The sequence below is a fragment of the Sphingopyxis chilensis genome (assembly GCF_035930445.1).
Lineage (GTDB): Bacteria > Pseudomonadota > Alphaproteobacteria > Sphingomonadales > Sphingomonadaceae > Sphingopyxis > Sphingopyxis chilensis.
In genome coordinates, this window is the sequence record NZ_CP142394.1 from 3,781,336 (window position 1) to 3,796,239 (window position 14,904).

The window sequence follows — 14,904 nt, forward strand, 5'->3', positions numbered from 1 at the left end:
TTTCGTAAGCGGACGGGGCTTAGAAGCCCGACTTCGCTTCCGCTTTCTCTTTCAGCAACGGCGCGATTTCGAAACCATGTTTCTCGAGCGCCGCGACGATCTTGTCGGTGCCTTCCAGCCCCGCCCAGAACATCGGGCCGCCACGATAGACCGGCCAGCCATAGCCATAGATCCACACGACATCGATGTCGCTCGCGCGCTGCGCCTTGCCTTCGGCGAGGATCAGCGCGCCTTCGTTGACCATCGGATAGAGGGTGCGCTCGATGATCTCCTGATCGGTGATCTCGCGCTTCTCGACCCCCGCCTTTTGGCGGAATTCCTCGATGATCTCGGCAACGCGCGGGCTTTCGCTCGGCGTGCGCTTTTCGTCATAGTCGTAAAAGCCCGCCTGCTTCTTCTGGCCCCAGCGGCCTTCGGCGGCGAGCGCATCGCGGATGCTTTCGATGCGGTTGGGGTCGCGGTGCCAGCCGATGTCGACGCCGGCAAGGTCGCTCATCTGGAACGGCCCCATCGGCATCCCGAACTCGACATGCACCTTGTCGACCTGCGCCGGCGTCGCGCCTTCGAGCAGCAGCTTCATCGCCTCCATCTGGCGCGGCTTGAGCATCCGGTTGCCGATAAAGCCGTCGCACACGCCCGCGACCACGGCGACCTTGCCGATCTTTTTGCCGATCGCCATCGCCGTCGCCAGCGCATCGGGTGCGGTCTTGTCGCCGCGCACGACCTCGAGCAGCTTCATGACGTTGGCGGGTGAGAAGAAGTGCATGCCCAGCACGTCGCCGGGACGGCTCGTCGCGGTCGCGATTTCGTCGATGTCGAGATAGGAGGTGTTCGACGCGAGGATCGCGCCGGGCTTCGCGATCTTGTCGAGCTTGCCGAAAATGTCCTTCTTGACGTCCATATTCTCATAGACCGCCTCGATGATGAGGTCGCAGTCGGCCAGCGCGTCGAGGCTGAGCGACGGGGTAATCAGCCCCATCATCGCATCGACCTGCTCGGGCTTGAAACGGCCCTTGGCCGCCGACGCATCGTAATTCTTGCGCACGACGCCCAGCCCGCGGTCGAGCGCGTCCTGCTGCATTTCGACGATCGTGCACGGGATGCCCTTTTGCAGGAAGTTCATCATGATGCCGCCGCCCATCGTGCCGGCGCCGATGATGCCGACCTTCTTGATCTCGCGCAGCTGCGTATCCTTCGGCAGGCCGTCGATCTTCGCCGCCTGGCGCTCGGCGAAGAAGATGTGGCGCTGCGCCGCCGACTGGCTGCCGAACATCAGCTTCATGAACTGCTCGCGCTCGAACGCGAGGCCTTCCTCGAACGGCAGGCGCGTCGCGGCCTCGACGCACGCCAGGTTGGCGTAAGGCGCCTCGAACCCGCGCCAACGCTTGGCGTTGGCGGCCTTCAGCTTTTCGATCACCGCGACGTCGCCGAACACCGGGCGCTCGCGCGTCGGGCGCGGGCCGTCGGCGATCTTGGCGCGCGCAAAGGCAATAGCGTCCTGGGCCAGGCTGTCCTCGCCCGCGAGTTCGTCGACAAGGCCGAGCTCTTTCGCCTTGGCGGCGGGCAGCGGGTCGCCGGTCGAGGTCATCGTCGCCGCGGCTTCGACCCCGACGACGCGCGGCAGCCGCTGGGTACCGCCCGCGCCGGGCAGCAGGCCGAGCTTCACTTCGGGCACGCCAAGCTTCGCCGAAGGAACGGCGATGCGGTAATGACAGACGAGCGCGGTTTCCAGACCGCCGCCGAGCGCCGTGCCGTGGATCGCCGCGACGACCGGCTTCGACGCCGCTTCGATGCTGTTCAGCACCGCGTTGAAATCGGGGCCGCGCGGCGGCTTGCCGAATTCGCTGATGTCGGCGCCCGCGATGAAGGTCGCGCCGGCGCAGCGCAGCACGATCGCCTGCACGCTATCGTCGGCGAGCGCGGCGCCAAAATTATCTTCGAGTCCCTGACGGACGTGCCAGCTCAGCGCGTTCACGGGAGGGTTGTTGACGATGATGACGGCGATTTCGCCATCCTTTTCCATCGTGACGGAAACGGGGGTTTCTTCGGTCATGGGAGAACTCCTTGGGTCTGGATGTCAGTCATCAATCGCGGCGTGGACCAATGTCTTGACCTCGCGCCGCACGGGATAGGTGGAGGAGGGCATGAGCTGGGTCATGAAGACCATGCAGATTTCCTCGACCGGATCGACGAAGAAGCCGGTCGAAAACATGCCGCCCCAGTAAAAGTCGCCGACCGAGCCGGGGATACCCGCGCGCGCCGGATCGAGCGTGACGGCAAAGCCGAGCCCGAAACCTACGCCCGCATTTTCATCTTCGCTGAAAATACCGACGCTATGCTGCGTCAAATCGCCGCCGCCGGGAAGGTGGTTCGCGGTCATCAGGTCGAGCGTCTTGCGGCTGATAATCCGCGTATCGCCCAGCTTGCCGCCGCCGAGCAGCATCAGGCAGAAACGGTGATAATCGTGGAGCGTCGAGGCGAGCCCGCCGCCGCCCGAATGAAAGCTCCTGTCTTTCGCCCAGCGGCTGCGCGCGCCTTCGTCAAAGCCCTGCATCTTGTCTTTCGGGTGGAAAGCATAGGCGTCGGCGAGCCGGTGCTGCTGGTCGGCGGGCACCTTGAACCCGGTATCGACCATGCCGAGCGGGCCAAAGATGCGCTCCTGCAACACCTCTGCGAACGGCTTGCCCTCGATCCGCTCGATCACCGCGCCGAGCACGTCGGTCGCCATCGAATAATTCCAGTGCGCGCCCGGATCGAACTGCAGCGGGATTTTCGCGAGGTCGGCGATGAAGCTGTCCATCGAATAATCGGCGTCGAAATCGTCGATCCGCGCCTTGCGATACGCGGCATCGACCGGGGTGCGCTCCTGGAAACCATAGGTCAGCCCCGACGTATGGCGCAGCAGGTCGACCATGCGGATCGGTTGTGCCGGCGGCCGCGTCAGGAACGGGACATTGCCGCCGCCCGCAACGAACACGCCGGTTTCCTTGAACTCGGGGCAATATTTGACCAGCGGATCGGACAGCGCCACCTTGCCCTCCTCGACCAGCATCATGAAGGCGATGCTGGTGATCGGCTTGGTCATGCTCGCGATGCGGAAGATGGCATCGTCTTTCAGCGCCTCGCCCGGCCGCGCGTCGCCGATGACGGACTGGTGCGCGATCTCGCCGCGCCGCGACACGAGCGTCGCCGCGTGCGGCAGCCGGCCGGCGCCGACATATTTGGCGGCGAGAAAGGCGGGGATGCGGTCCAGCCGCGTCGTGTCGAATCCATGTGTCATGCGTGGCTGCCTATCAGTGCGAGGTCTGGCCAAGCAACTGGCGCGTCACCGGATGCGAACTGGTCAGCCCGCCGTCGACCGCGATCGCCTGCCCGTTGACGTAACTCGCCTGATCGCTCGCGAGGAACAGCGCGACATTGGCAAGCTCCTCGGGCTGCGCCGCGCGGCGGAGCGGGTTCAATTGGCCCAACTTGTGCGTGACTTCCTTCGCCTTGGCATAATCGAAGGTCGGCTTGGTCATTCCCGTTTCGGTCAGGCCGGGGCAGACGGCGTTGACGCGCACGCCGCTCGTCGACAGCTGCTGCGCCGCGACCTTGGCAAGGTTGATCACCCCTGCCTTCGACGCCGAATAGGCGCCCGGACCCGCACCCGAATTTATCCCCGCGACGCTCGCGGTCAGCACGATCGCGCCGCCGCGGCCCTGGTCGACCATCGCCTTGCCCGCATGTTTCACCATCAGCGCGGGGCCGATCAGGTTGACGCGCAGCGTCTCGGCCCAGGCATCGGGATCGAAATCGAAGATGCCGCCCATGTCGCCGATGATCCCGGCGTTGGCGAAGGCGACGTCGAGCGCGCCATAAGTGTCTTTCGCGGTCGCAACGAGCGACGCCACATCGGCTTCGACGCCGGCGTCGATTTCGAGCCCGACGGCCTCGCCCCCCGCGTCCTTCACCATTTGCGCCGTCTCGTGCACCGCCGCGCTCTTGTCGCCGATGACGAGCTTCGCGCCCTCGGCGGCGAAGCGCAACGCGCTCGCGCGGCCGATACCCGAACCGGCACCCGTGATGATCGCAACCTTGCCGTCCAACGCGCCCATCATGCGCCTCCCGAAATCGTGGCCCCGCCATCGCACACGATGGTCTGGCCGGTGGTGAATGCCCCCGCCTTGCTGGCGAGGAAGACCGCGGCGCCCGCGATCTCGTGCGGTTCGCCGATGCGCTTCAGCGTCGAGGCGGCGGTCGAGCGTTTGAGATTTTCGGGATTTTCCCACAAGGCGCGTGCCATGTCGGTGCGCACCAGCCCCGGCGCGATGCAGTTGACGCGCACGCCCTTGGGGCCGAATTCGACCGAGAAGTTGCGCGCGACCTGCATGTCGGCGGCCTTCGAAATCCCGTAAGCGCCGATGATCGGCGATCCTTTCAGCCCGCCGATCGAGCTGATGATCGTGATCGACCCTTCGCCGCGTTCGAGCATTTCGGGCGCGACCATCGTGATCAGCCAGTGGTTGGACAGGATATTATTGTCCATGATCTTGCGGAACTGGTCGTCGGTGATGCCAAGGCCGGGGCCATAATAGGGGTTCGACGCCGCGTTGCAGACGAGCGCAGTGATCTTGCCGAACGCGGCGCGCGTCTCGTTCACCAGATTCTGGAGGTCGTCCTTCGACGAGATGTTGGCGGCGACCGAAATCGCGGTGCCTTCGCCGAACCGCGCATTGATCTCCGCCGCTGTCGCATCGCACGCATCCTGCTTTCGGCTCGAAATCACGACCTTCGCGCCCTGTTCGGCCATTGCCTCCGCCGTGGCCTTGCCGATGCCGCGCGACGATCCGGTGATCAGCGCGACCTGGCCGCTCATATCGAACAGGCTCATGCGCCGGCCTTCCTCGCAAAGTCCCACGCCCGCTCGGCGAGCGGACGGACGCGTTCGGACATGTCCTTGGCGTGCTGCGACGAGGCGGTGCCCTCGATCACGCGCTTCTTGATGCCCTGGATGATTCCCGCGAGGCGGAAGAAATTATAAGCGAAATACCAGTTCATGTCGGGCACGCCGTCGCGTCCGGTGGCGGCGCAATAGCGCTCGACCATCTCGTCCAATTCGGGAATCCCGAGCGCCTTGCGGTCGAGGTCCATCACCCCCGAACGCCCGCCATTCTCGGTCACCCACGCCATCGCGACATAGGTGAAATCGGCGAGCGGATCGCCCAAGGTCGACAGCTCCCAGTCGAGCACCGCGAGCACTTGCGCGCGATCCTTGGCATAGATCATGTTGTCGATGCGATAGTCGCCGTGGACGACGCTGGTGCGCGTCTGCTCGGGCAGGCTTGCCGGCAGGAACGCGATCAGCTTTTCCATCTCGTCCATCGTCTCGGTCTCGGCGAGACGGTATTGCTTGGTCCAGCGGTCGACTTGGCGCCCGAAATAATTGCCGGGCTTGCCGAAATCGGAGAGCCCCGCCGCCTCGACATCGACGCTGTGCAGCGCCGCGAGCGTGTCGATCATCGCCTCGTAAGTGGCGCGGCGATTTTCCGGCGTCGATCCCGGCATCGCGCCGTCCCAGATGGTGTGGCCATCGACCATGGACATGACGTAGAACCAGCTGCCAACCACCGAGTCATCGGTGCAAAGCCCGTATTGGCGCGCGACCGGGAAGCCCATCTTGTGGAGTCCCGCCTGCACCTTATACTCGCGGTCGACCGCGTGCGCCGACGGGAGCAGCGGACCGAACGGCTTGCGGCGCAGCACATAATTGCCCGACGCGGCCGAGATCTTGTACGTCGGGTTCGACTGGCCGCCGGCGAATTTATGCTGCGTCAGCGGGCCTTCGAACCCCTCCACATTGGCTTCCATCCACGCGGTCAGCTTCGCTTCGTCGAGGATATCGGCACCCTCGGGCGCGACGGTGCCGCTGAAAGCCTTTTGCGCGTCTAATGTCATTGGTCGAAAACGATCACCGACCGCGCGGCGTCGCCCTTTCGCATCTTGTCGAACCCCTCGTTGACCTTGGCCAGCGGGATCGTCTCGGCGACGATCGAGTCGAGGTCGAGCAGGCCGCGGAGGTAAAAATCGACGAGGCGGGGGATGTCGACCGGGAAGCGGTTGCCGCCCATGATCGCACCCTGCAATTTCTTGCCCGACAGCAGGTCCATCGCGCTGAGCCCGACCTTTTCGGACAGCGGCATCATGCCGAGGATCGTCGCGGTGCCGCCGCGGCGCAGCGACGCGACTGCAAGGTTCGCCGAAGCCGGACGCCCCACCGCTTCGATCGCATGGTCGACGCCGCCCTTGCTGATGTCGACGATCTGCTTCGCGGCATCTTCGGCGAGCGCATCGACGACATCGGTCGCGCCGAGCTTCACCGCCAGCGCGCGTTTCTCCGGCACCGGATCGGCGGCGATGATGCGGCCCGCGCCCGCGATCTTCGCGGCGTTGATCGTCGCCAAGCCGACGCCGCCGCAGCCGACCACCGCGACGGTCTCGCCCGGCGTCACCTTGCACGCGTTGAAGATCGTCCCCGCGCCGGTCGTCACCGCGCAGCCGATGACCGCGGCGCGGTCGAGCGGCATATCTGGATCGATCGCGACGCACGCATGTTCGTGGACGAGCATCGTCTCGGCAAAGGCGCTGAGGTTCAGCATCTGGTTGACGATGCTGCCGTCGGGACGCGTGATGCGCGGCGCGGAGCCGACGGCGCGGCGCGTGTCGCCGCCCATGCACAGCGACATGCGCCCGGTGACGCAGAACTCGCAGTGCCCACAAAAGGCCGAAAGGCAGGTGACGACCGCATCGCCGACCTTCACCGTGCGCACCTCGCTGCCCACCGCCTCGACGATGCCTGCGGCCTCATGGCCGGGAATGGCAGGGAGGGGGTGCGGATAGGCGCCGTCGATGAAATGCAGGTCCGAATGGCACAGCCCGCACGCGGCGGTGCGGATCCGCACCTCGTGCGGGCCGCAATCGGCAACGACGACGTCCTCGATCGACAGCGGCTTGCCCGGTTCGATCAGAATCGCGGCTTTGGTCACAATATCTCTCCGAATGCTGCTTTTAACGCGAAACCCCGATGTCGCCCGACGAGAAACCGGGGTCGCTCGCTTCGCTATGCTTGGCGAATTCGATCCGCGCGATCGCGCGTTCGTGCACTTCGTCGGGACCGTCGGCGAGCCGCAAAGTCCGTTGATGCGCATAGGCTTTGGCCAGCCCGAAATCCTCCGACACGCCGCCGCCACCATGCGCCTGGATCGCGTCGTCGATGATCTTCAGCGCCATGTTCGGCGCCTGCACCTTGATCATAGCGATTTCGGCCGCGGCCGACTTGTTGCCAACCTTGTCCATCATGTCGGCGGCCTTCAGGCACAGCAGGCGCGTCATTTCGATGTCGATGCGCGCGCGGGCGAGGCGATGCTCCCAGATGCTGTATTCGGCGACCTTGCGGCCAAAGGCGACGCGCGATTGCAGCCGCTTCGCCATCTTGGCGATCGCTTCTTCCGCCACGCCGATCGTGCGCATGCAGTGATGGATGCGGCCGGGCCCGAGGCGCCCCTGCGCGATCTCGAACCCGCGGCCCTCGCCGAGCAGCATCGCGTCCTCGGCGTTGACGCGGACGTCCTTGAGCTCGATTTCCATATGGCCGTGCGGCGCATCGTCATAACCGAAGACGGGCAGGTGGCGCAGGATGTTCACGCCGGGGGCGTCGAGCGGCATCAGCACCATCGACTGCTGCGCGTGGCGCTTGGCGGCGAAATCGGTCTTGCCCATCACGATCGCGACCTCGCAGCGCGGATCGCCCGCGCCCGACGACCACCATTTGGTGCCGTTGATCACATAGTCGTCGCCGTCGCGCTCGATGCGCGTTTCGATATTGGTCGCGTCGGACGAGGCGACGCGCGGCTCGGTCATCAGGAAGGCCGAACGGATCTCGCCGTTCATCAGGCGGCCGAGATATTTGTCCTTCTGCGCGCGCGTGCCGTAACGGTGGAACACTTCCATATTGCCGGTGTCGGGCGCCGAGCAGTTGAACACCTCGCTCGCGAAACCGACGCGGCCCATTTCCTCGGCGCAGAGCGCATATTCGAGGTTGGTGAGCCCCGGTCCCTCGAACTCGAACGTCTCGTCGACATGATGGTGCGCGGCGGACTTGGGCGGCATGAACAGGTTCCAGATGCCGGCCTCTTTCGCCTCGGCCTTCAGATCCTCGACGATCTGGATCACCTTCCAGCGATCGCCGGCCTTGTCCTGCTCGTTATAGGTCGGGACCGCGGGGCGAACCTTGCGCTCGATGAAATCGCGCACGCGGTCGCGCCAATAGACCTGCCGGTCGGTGAGATCGAAATCCATCTCCGCATCCTTCCCTTTACGTTCACGTAAACCTTTGGACCGATTCGCGGGCCTTGCCAAGTCCTGCGGTCCGAAAATTACCTCATTTGGTCAGCCAGCGTATTTTTCCTTCAGGGGTGCGCCCCGCTGGCGTCGGGTTCGGCGCGCGCGGCATCGCCCAGCAACGCCAGCCGCGCTTCATGGTCGGCGCGCGAGATCGGGAATTTTCGCATCACGATCAGCCCCATCGTCCCGATGATCAGCACCGCGAGCGCATAACCGAGCGCGAGATTGCCGAGCACGTCGCCGCCGACCTCGCCGGGCTTCGCATTTGCCGGAAAGGCCGCGAAGGACAGGATCAGCCCGGCGACGAAGATGCCGATTCCGGTCGCGCATTTCTGCATGAAGAAATAGCCGGCGAAGAACAGTCCCTCGGAGCGGCGCCCCGTCTCGCTCTGCGACGCCTCGACAACGTCGGCCATCATCGACGACGACAGGATCATCAGGATGATCGAGAAGCTGTTCGACACGAACACCAGCGCGAACATCGTCGCGACACTCGGCTTGCCGGGCAGGCCGGGAAAGACGCCCTGGATCCACGCGAAATAGATGCCGCTGTTGACGAGCAGCGCGACGGCGCCGGCGAAAATCGCCCCGTCGCGTTTGCCAAGCTTTGCCGAGAGCGGCGCGACGAGCACGAAGGCCGCGATCATCGAGGCGAACAGCAGGAAGACATAGGCGACCATCTCGCCCTGCGTGAACTGCCAGAAAAACCCGAGCAGATAATTGTTCATCGAGAAGGTGATGCCCTGATTGATGAAGCCGAACAGCGCCGCGAAGATCAGCCACAGGAAGGCCCGGTTCGACAGCGTGTCGCGCATCTCGCCGAGCACCTGCCGCAGCGTCGTTTTGGGCTTCACATCGGCGAGGTTCGACACCGCGATGCGTTTATGCTGCCCCGCTGCCGAAACGAGCACCGCGCCGGCCATCATCAGCGCCCCGGCGAGCGCATAGGGGAAATAGCCCGCAGGATCGACAAGCCCCTTGCCGCCGCCGAAGAAAACCCCATAGGCGAGCAACAGGATGAGCAGCCCACCACCCCAGCCGAACAGGAAGCGATAGCGCATCACCGCGGTGCGCTCGTCATAATCGCCGGTCAGTTCGGGGACGATCGCGACCGATGGCACTTCGCAGCATGACACCAGCGACCGGACGATGATCGCAAAGCCGATCAGCCACGCGACCGTCATCGTGTCGCTCATCGCGGGCGGGCTCCACAGCAACATCCATGCAATTGCGAGCGGGATGGGAGCGAGGTAGAGCCAGGGCAGGCGGCGCCCCCAGCAGCTGCGGGTGCGGTCGGTGAGTTCGCCGATCACCGGATCGACGAAGGCGTCGGCGATCAGCGCGACCATGATCGCGGCGCCGACGATGCCCGCATCAAGCCCGATAACCTGATTGTAGAAGAGCAGCAGGAAGGTCGAAAACCCGTTATCCTTGACGCCATAGGCGATGCTGCCAAGCCCGTGGGTGGCCTTCAGCCAGACGGGCAGGCGCTCGGGGCGCGGAACCGCGATTGTCGCCGCGCTCACGCGGAGGCTCCGGCTTTCGCCGCTTCCTCCATCGCAAGCAGGGCGTCGAACATGCCCGGCGTTTCCTTGTCCCACGCGTGGCGCTGGCCGATCGTCAGCCCGCCGTCGACGAGCAGGTGGGTGCCCGTCATGAAGCTCGACTCCTCGCTCGCGAGATAGGCGACGGCGTTGGCGATATCCTCGGGCTGGCCGCCGCGCGCGACGGGCTGCGCGTTGGCGCTCATTTGCGCGATCACTTCATTCGCCTGCGTCTTGAGCTCGCCCGGCACCTCGAGCGACGCGGTGAAGATATTGGTGTTGATGAAGCCGGGGCAGATCGCGTTCACGCGGATGCCATATCGCGCCAGATCGGTGGCCGCGACCTTCGACAGATGCAGCACCCCCGCCTTCGCCACCGCATAGGCGATCGGCGAATAGCCCGCGCCCAGCGCGGCGACGCTCGCGGTGTTGACGATGCTCGCACCCTTGCGATGCTTCATATGCGGCGCGGCGTAGCGGATGCCCATCGCAACCGACTTGAGGACGAGGTCCATCGTGCGGTCCCAGCCCTCGGGCGTGATCTCGTCGATCGGCGCGCGGTCGCCGCCCGCGGCGGCATTGTTGAACACGATATCGATCCCGCCCGCTTTCGCGGCGGCGGCGTTCATCAGCGCTTCGATGTCCGACGGTTTCGTGACGTCGCAGCGGATAAAATCGATCATGCCGTTCGACTGTTCGGCGAGGGCGCGCCCGCCCGCCTCGTCGATGTCGGCGGCGAAGACATGCGCGCCTTCGCCCGCCAGTTTGAGCACACTTGCCTTGCCGATACCCGATGCTGCGCCGGTGACGACGGCGACCTTGCCTGCGAATCGCATATCTCTGCTCCCGTTTTCTTTTGCCACTTAGCTTAGGCGCCAAAGGTGACGCGTCAACGTCGGCCTGACGGACGCTACGGCGCCGTAACGGCAGGTGCGCCCCGCCAAGTTGACGCTTGCGTAAAGCAGCCAAGCGGACGTAGGTTTGCGCGCAGAAGAGGAGCCAAAAGGATGAGCGAACTGGACGCTTTCCGCACCGAGGTGCGCGAATGGCTGGAGGCGAATTGCCCCGCCGAAATGCGCGAGCCGATCCGCGACGAGGATGACGTCTGCTGGGGCGGGCGCAAATTCAAATTCAAGAATGAAGCGCAGAAACAGTGGCTCGATGCCTGCGTGTCCAAGGGCTATACGGTGCCCGACTGGCCCAAAGCCTATGGCGGTGCCGGGCTGACCCCCGAACAGACCAAGATCCTCAAACAGGAAATGAAGCGCATCAAGGCGCGCTCGCCGCTCGACAGCTTCGGGATCTGGATGCTCGGCCCCGCGCTGCTGCAATTCGGCACCGAGGAACAGAAGGTCCAGTATCTGAATCCGATCGCGCGCGGCGAAATCCGCTGGTGCCAGGGTTATTCGGAACCCGGTTCGGGCAGCGATCTCGTGTCCTTGCAGACCTTCGGCGAGGACAGGGGCGATCACTGGGTCGTCAACGGGTCGAAAATCTGGACCAGCTACGCCGACAAGGCCGACTGGATCTTCTGCCTCGTCCGCACCGACAAGGCGAATAAATATCAGGGCATCACCTTCATGCTCTTCGACATGGAGAGCAAGGGCGTCACCACCAAGCCGATCCTCCTGATCAGCGGCAACTCGCCGTTCTGCGAAACCTTCTTCGACGATGTCGAAGTGCCCAAGACGCAATATGTCGGCGAGATCAACCGCGGCTGGGACGTCGCCAAATATCTGCTCGGCCACGAACGCGAGATGATCTCGGGCGGCGGCGCCGGCGGCGACATGGTCAGCATCGGCGGCGCCTTTGCCAAGGCGTTCGGCAAGAATGCTTCCGGAGAACTCGACGACCCGATCCTGCGCGCCGAAATGGCGGCGTTCGACGTTGACGTCTTTGCCTACAGGGCCATGGGCGAACGCTTCATGGACATGTGGAAGACCGGCCGCGCGCATCCGGCGTCGTCGAACATGATGAAATATGTCGGGACCGAGCTCAACAAGCGCCGCCACGAACTCGTCATGTCGGGCGGCGGCAGCGAGGCGCTCGAATGGGACAGCGAAGAGACCAAGGGCGGCGCGCGCGCGCGCGGCTGGCTGCGCACCAAGGCCAATTCGATCGAAGGCGGCACGAGCGAAGTCATGCTCAATGTCATCGCCAAGCGTATCCTCGACCTGCCCGGAGCCTGACCCATGCCTTTGTACCACAATGACGACCAGGCGATGCTCAAGGACAGCGTCGCGCCTTTCGTGGCCGAACAGGCGCCGGTGTCGCACTTGCGCGGGCTTCGCGACAGCGCCGACGCGACCGGCTTTTCGCGCGACCTCTGGGCGCAGTTCACCGAAATGGGCCTGCCCGGGATGCTCGTTCCCGAAGCCCACGGCGGGCTCGGCATGGGGCATATGGAGGCGGGTATCGTGCTCGAGGAAATCGGCCGCAATCTGACCCCTTCGCCTTTCCTTTCGACCGGCGTCGGCGCGGTCGCCGCGCTGGCAAAGGCGGGCGGCACACAGGCGGGGCGCTGGCTTCCGGCCATTGCGAGCGGCGAGGCAATCGTCGCGCTCGCGATCGATGAAGGCGCGAAGCACCGCCCCGACCGCATCGCGACGACGGCGACGCGCGCCGGCAACGGGTTTCGTCTGGACGGCAAGAAGAGCTTCGTCCTCCACGGCCATGTCGCCGACATGAGCATCGTCGCGGCCAAGACCGACGGCGGCATCACCCTGTTCGCGGTGCCGAAGGATGCCACGGGCGTCACCGCCGATCCGCGCCGCTTGGTGGACTCGAGTCTTGCGAGCCATGTCACGCTCGACGGCGTCGAGGTCGATGCCGACGCCGTGATCGGCGAAGTCGATGCGGGCGGCGACATCCTCGACGCGCTGCTCGCCGCCACCCGCACCGGCGCCGCCGCCGAAATGGTCGGCGTCGGGCAGGGCGCGATGGACATGACGGTCAATTACCTCAAGGAACGCAAGCAGTTCGGCAAGCTGATCGGCGAGTTCCAGGGCCTCCAGCACCGCGCCGCGCATCTCTATGGCGAGATGGAAGTCGCGCGCGCCACCGTGATGAAGGCGCAGCAACTGCTCGACGAGGGCAGCGAAGGCGCGAAGCTGATGGTCTCGGTCGCCAAGGCGAAGGCCGGCCGCGCCGCGAACCTCGCGGTGCGTGAGGGCGTCCAGATGCACGGCGGCATCGGCATGACCGACGAATATGACATCGGCCTCTATATGAAACGCGACCGCGCGCTCGCCGAATATATGGGCGACGTGCATTACCATATTGACCAGGTCGCGCGGATGAACGGCTACTGATTTTGACTAGCCCTCCCCTTCAGGGGAGGGCAGCGAGACTTGCCAGCTTGCTGGCTTAGTCGCAGCGGGTGGGGGCCATCGGCCTTGCGCCATGCCGCGAGCCCCCACCCCAACCCCTCCCCTGAAGGGGAGGGGCTTTAAGGAGCCAAGCTTATGAACCTCCAGCAAATGTTCGGCCTCGACGGCCGCATCGCGCTCGTCACCGGCGGCTCGCGCGGCATCGGCAAGATGATCGTCGAGGGCTATCTCGCCGCGGGCGCCGCGCGCGTCTACATTTCGGCGCGCAAGACCGCGCAGATCGAGGAAGCCGTGGCCGATTTCGAGACGCGCTATCCTGGCAAGGTGATCGGTCTGCCCGTCGACCTCGCGACCGTCGAGGGCTGCCGCGCGCTCGCCAAGGAACTCGAAGCGCGCGAGGAGCGACTCGACATCCTCGTCAACAATGCCGGCGCCGCGTGGGGCGAACCCTTCGAGGGCTTTCCCGAAGCGGGCTGGGACAAGGTGATGGACATCAACGTCAAATCGCCCTTCTTCCTGACGCAGGCGCTGCACGGGCTCCTCAAGGCCGGCGGCACCGCCGATCGCCCCGCGAAGGTCATCAACATCGGCTCGATCGACGGCATGCGTTTGAACCCGTGGGAAACCTACAGCTATCACGCGTCGAAGGCGGCGATCCTCTATCTGACCAAGCGCATGGCGGCGCGGCTGGTCACCGACCATATCCTCGTCACCGCGATCGCGCCGGGCGCCTTCCAGTCGGACATGAACAAGGCCGCGCGCGATCATGGCGATGCGGTGGCAAAAAGCATCCCGGTCAAGCGCATCGGCGTGCCCGAGGATATGGCCGGCGCCGCGATCTTCCTCGCGTCGAAGGCGGGCGACTATGTCGTCGGCGACACGATCACCGTCGACGGCGGGCTGGTCCACGGCGATTTGAAGACCAGCATCGACGCCTGATTCTGCGGTATCTGCCGTCCGTCACCCCGGACTTGATCCGGGGTCCACGACCGCGCCGCTGTTATGGATGCCGGATCAAGTCCGGCATGACGCGATTGACTCGTCTGCTTCGGAGGTGTATTATTCAGATAATGCACCAAGGAGCCCAGCCATGCGTTTCGCTTTTCTGATCCCCCCGATGATGCTCCTCGCCGCCTGCGGGTCGGAGGAGAAGAAGGCCGGGGAGGGCGCCGAAGTCTCGATCAATGCCGAGGGCGATGGCGGCGGCATCAAGATCCAGACCGGCAAGGATGGCGGGAAGATCCGCATCGGCGGCGATGGCGCCGCGATCAATATCGACGTCCCCGATTTCGTCGACCTGGATGTCGCGAGCGATTTCGACATCGACGGCGTGACGCTCTACCCCGGCAGTCAGGTGACCAAGGTCGATGTCAACGCCAGCGACAAGGCCGGCGCCGATCAGGCAACGGTCAAGCTCGGCTTCACCTCGCCCGCCGCGCCGACGAAGGCCGCCGACTGGATGGCGGGCGAATTCGCCAAAAAGGGCGTCAAGGTCACGCGCGCCGGCGACACGCTCGCGGGCAAGGACAAGGACGGCGCCGACTTCACGATCAAATTCGCCCCCGACGGCGCGAACGCCAAGGGCGAAGTGGTGATTACGAAGATCTGACCCTCCACGTCATTGCGACGAGCATCGCGACGAAGCGCTG

13 protein-coding genes are annotated in these 14,904 nt (G+C 65.0%); 4 read left to right on the forward strand and 9 right to left on the reverse strand.

The window, feature by feature from the left end; genetic code table 11:
• Positions 1-19: 19 nt before the first annotated feature.
• The 9 genes from VSX79_RS17875 to VSX79_RS17915 form a co-directional block, all read right to left on the reverse strand.
• Positions 20-2,053, reverse strand: coding sequence for a 3-hydroxyacyl-CoA dehydrogenase NAD-binding domain-containing protein (locus VSX79_RS17875; RefSeq protein WP_179497925.1), 2,034 nt, complete (start codon positions 2,051-2,053; stop codon positions 20-22).
• Positions 2,054-2,077: 24 nt separating this feature from the next.
• Positions 2,078-3,280, reverse strand: a complete 1,203-nt coding sequence (locus VSX79_RS17880; RefSeq protein ID WP_326913998.1) for a serine hydrolase domain-containing protein — start codon at positions 3,278-3,280, stop codon at positions 2,078-2,080.
• Between the two features lie 13 nt (positions 3,281-3,293).
• Positions 3,294-4,097: an SDR family NAD(P)-dependent oxidoreductase gene (locus VSX79_RS17885; protein ID WP_179498880.1), complete on the reverse strand. Its 804-nt coding sequence runs from the start codon at positions 4,095-4,097 to the stop codon at positions 3,294-3,296.
• A complete protein-coding gene (locus VSX79_RS17890) occupies positions 4,097-4,873 on the reverse strand; it encodes an SDR family NAD(P)-dependent oxidoreductase (RefSeq protein ID WP_179497927.1) in 777 nt (258 codons plus the stop codon). The genes VSX79_RS17885 and VSX79_RS17890 overlap by 1 nt, the downstream gene beginning before the upstream one ends.
• Positions 4,870-5,937 carry a phosphotransferase family protein gene (locus VSX79_RS17895; protein WP_326913999.1) on the reverse strand — a complete coding sequence of 356 codons (1,068 nt, stop codon included), beginning with the start codon at positions 5,935-5,937 and terminating at the stop codon, positions 4,870-4,872. The genes VSX79_RS17890 and VSX79_RS17895 overlap by 4 nt, the downstream gene beginning before the upstream one ends.
• Entirely contained in the window at positions 5,934-7,025 is a 1,092-nt protein-coding gene (locus tag VSX79_RS17900; RefSeq protein ID WP_326914000.1) for a Zn-dependent alcohol dehydrogenase, read from the reverse strand. The genes VSX79_RS17895 and VSX79_RS17900 overlap by 4 nt, the downstream gene beginning before the upstream one ends.
• A 22-nt stretch (positions 7,026-7,047) precedes the next feature.
• Positions 7,048-8,337, reverse strand: coding sequence for an acyl-CoA dehydrogenase family protein (locus tag VSX79_RS17905; RefSeq protein ID WP_326914001.1), 1,290 nt, complete (start codon positions 8,335-8,337; stop codon positions 7,048-7,050).
• Positions 8,338-8,447: 110 nt separating this feature from the next.
• Entirely contained in the window at positions 8,448-9,908 is a 1,461-nt protein-coding gene (locus VSX79_RS17910; RefSeq protein WP_326914002.1) for an MFS transporter, read from the reverse strand.
• Positions 9,905-10,762 (reverse strand): SDR family NAD(P)-dependent oxidoreductase, encoded by an 858-nt coding sequence (locus tag VSX79_RS17915; RefSeq protein ID WP_326914003.1) that lies wholly within the window; start codon positions 10,760-10,762, stop codon positions 9,905-9,907. Before VSX79_RS17915 ends, VSX79_RS17910 begins: the two co-directional genes overlap by 4 nt.
• A gap of 171 nt (positions 10,763-10,933) precedes the next feature.
• Between VSX79_RS17915 and VSX79_RS17920 the strand changes: the two genes are divergently transcribed.
• The 4 genes from VSX79_RS17920 to VSX79_RS17935 all read left to right on the forward strand — a co-directional run bounded on the left by VSX79_RS17920 (position 10,934) and on the right by VSX79_RS17935 (position 14,864).
• Complete coding sequence (locus VSX79_RS17920) at positions 10,934-12,115, forward strand: acyl-CoA dehydrogenase family protein (RefSeq protein ID WP_179497933.1); 1,182 nt, start codon at positions 10,934-10,936, stop codon at positions 12,113-12,115.
• Positions 12,116-12,118: 3 nt separating this feature from the next.
• Complete coding sequence (locus tag VSX79_RS17925) at positions 12,119-13,237, forward strand: acyl-CoA dehydrogenase family protein (RefSeq protein WP_326914004.1); 1,119 nt, start codon at positions 12,119-12,121, stop codon at positions 13,235-13,237.
• 153 nt (positions 13,238-13,390) lie between these two features.
• Positions 13,391-14,194 carry an SDR family oxidoreductase gene (locus VSX79_RS17930; RefSeq protein ID WP_179497935.1) on the forward strand — a complete coding sequence of 268 codons (804 nt, stop codon included), beginning with the start codon at positions 13,391-13,393 and terminating at the stop codon, positions 14,192-14,194.
• Between the two features lie 151 nt (positions 14,195-14,345).
• Positions 14,346-14,864 (forward strand): hypothetical protein, encoded by a 519-nt coding sequence (locus tag VSX79_RS17935; protein WP_326914005.1) that lies wholly within the window; start codon positions 14,346-14,348, stop codon positions 14,862-14,864.
• Positions 14,865-14,904 lie beyond the last annotated feature (40 nt).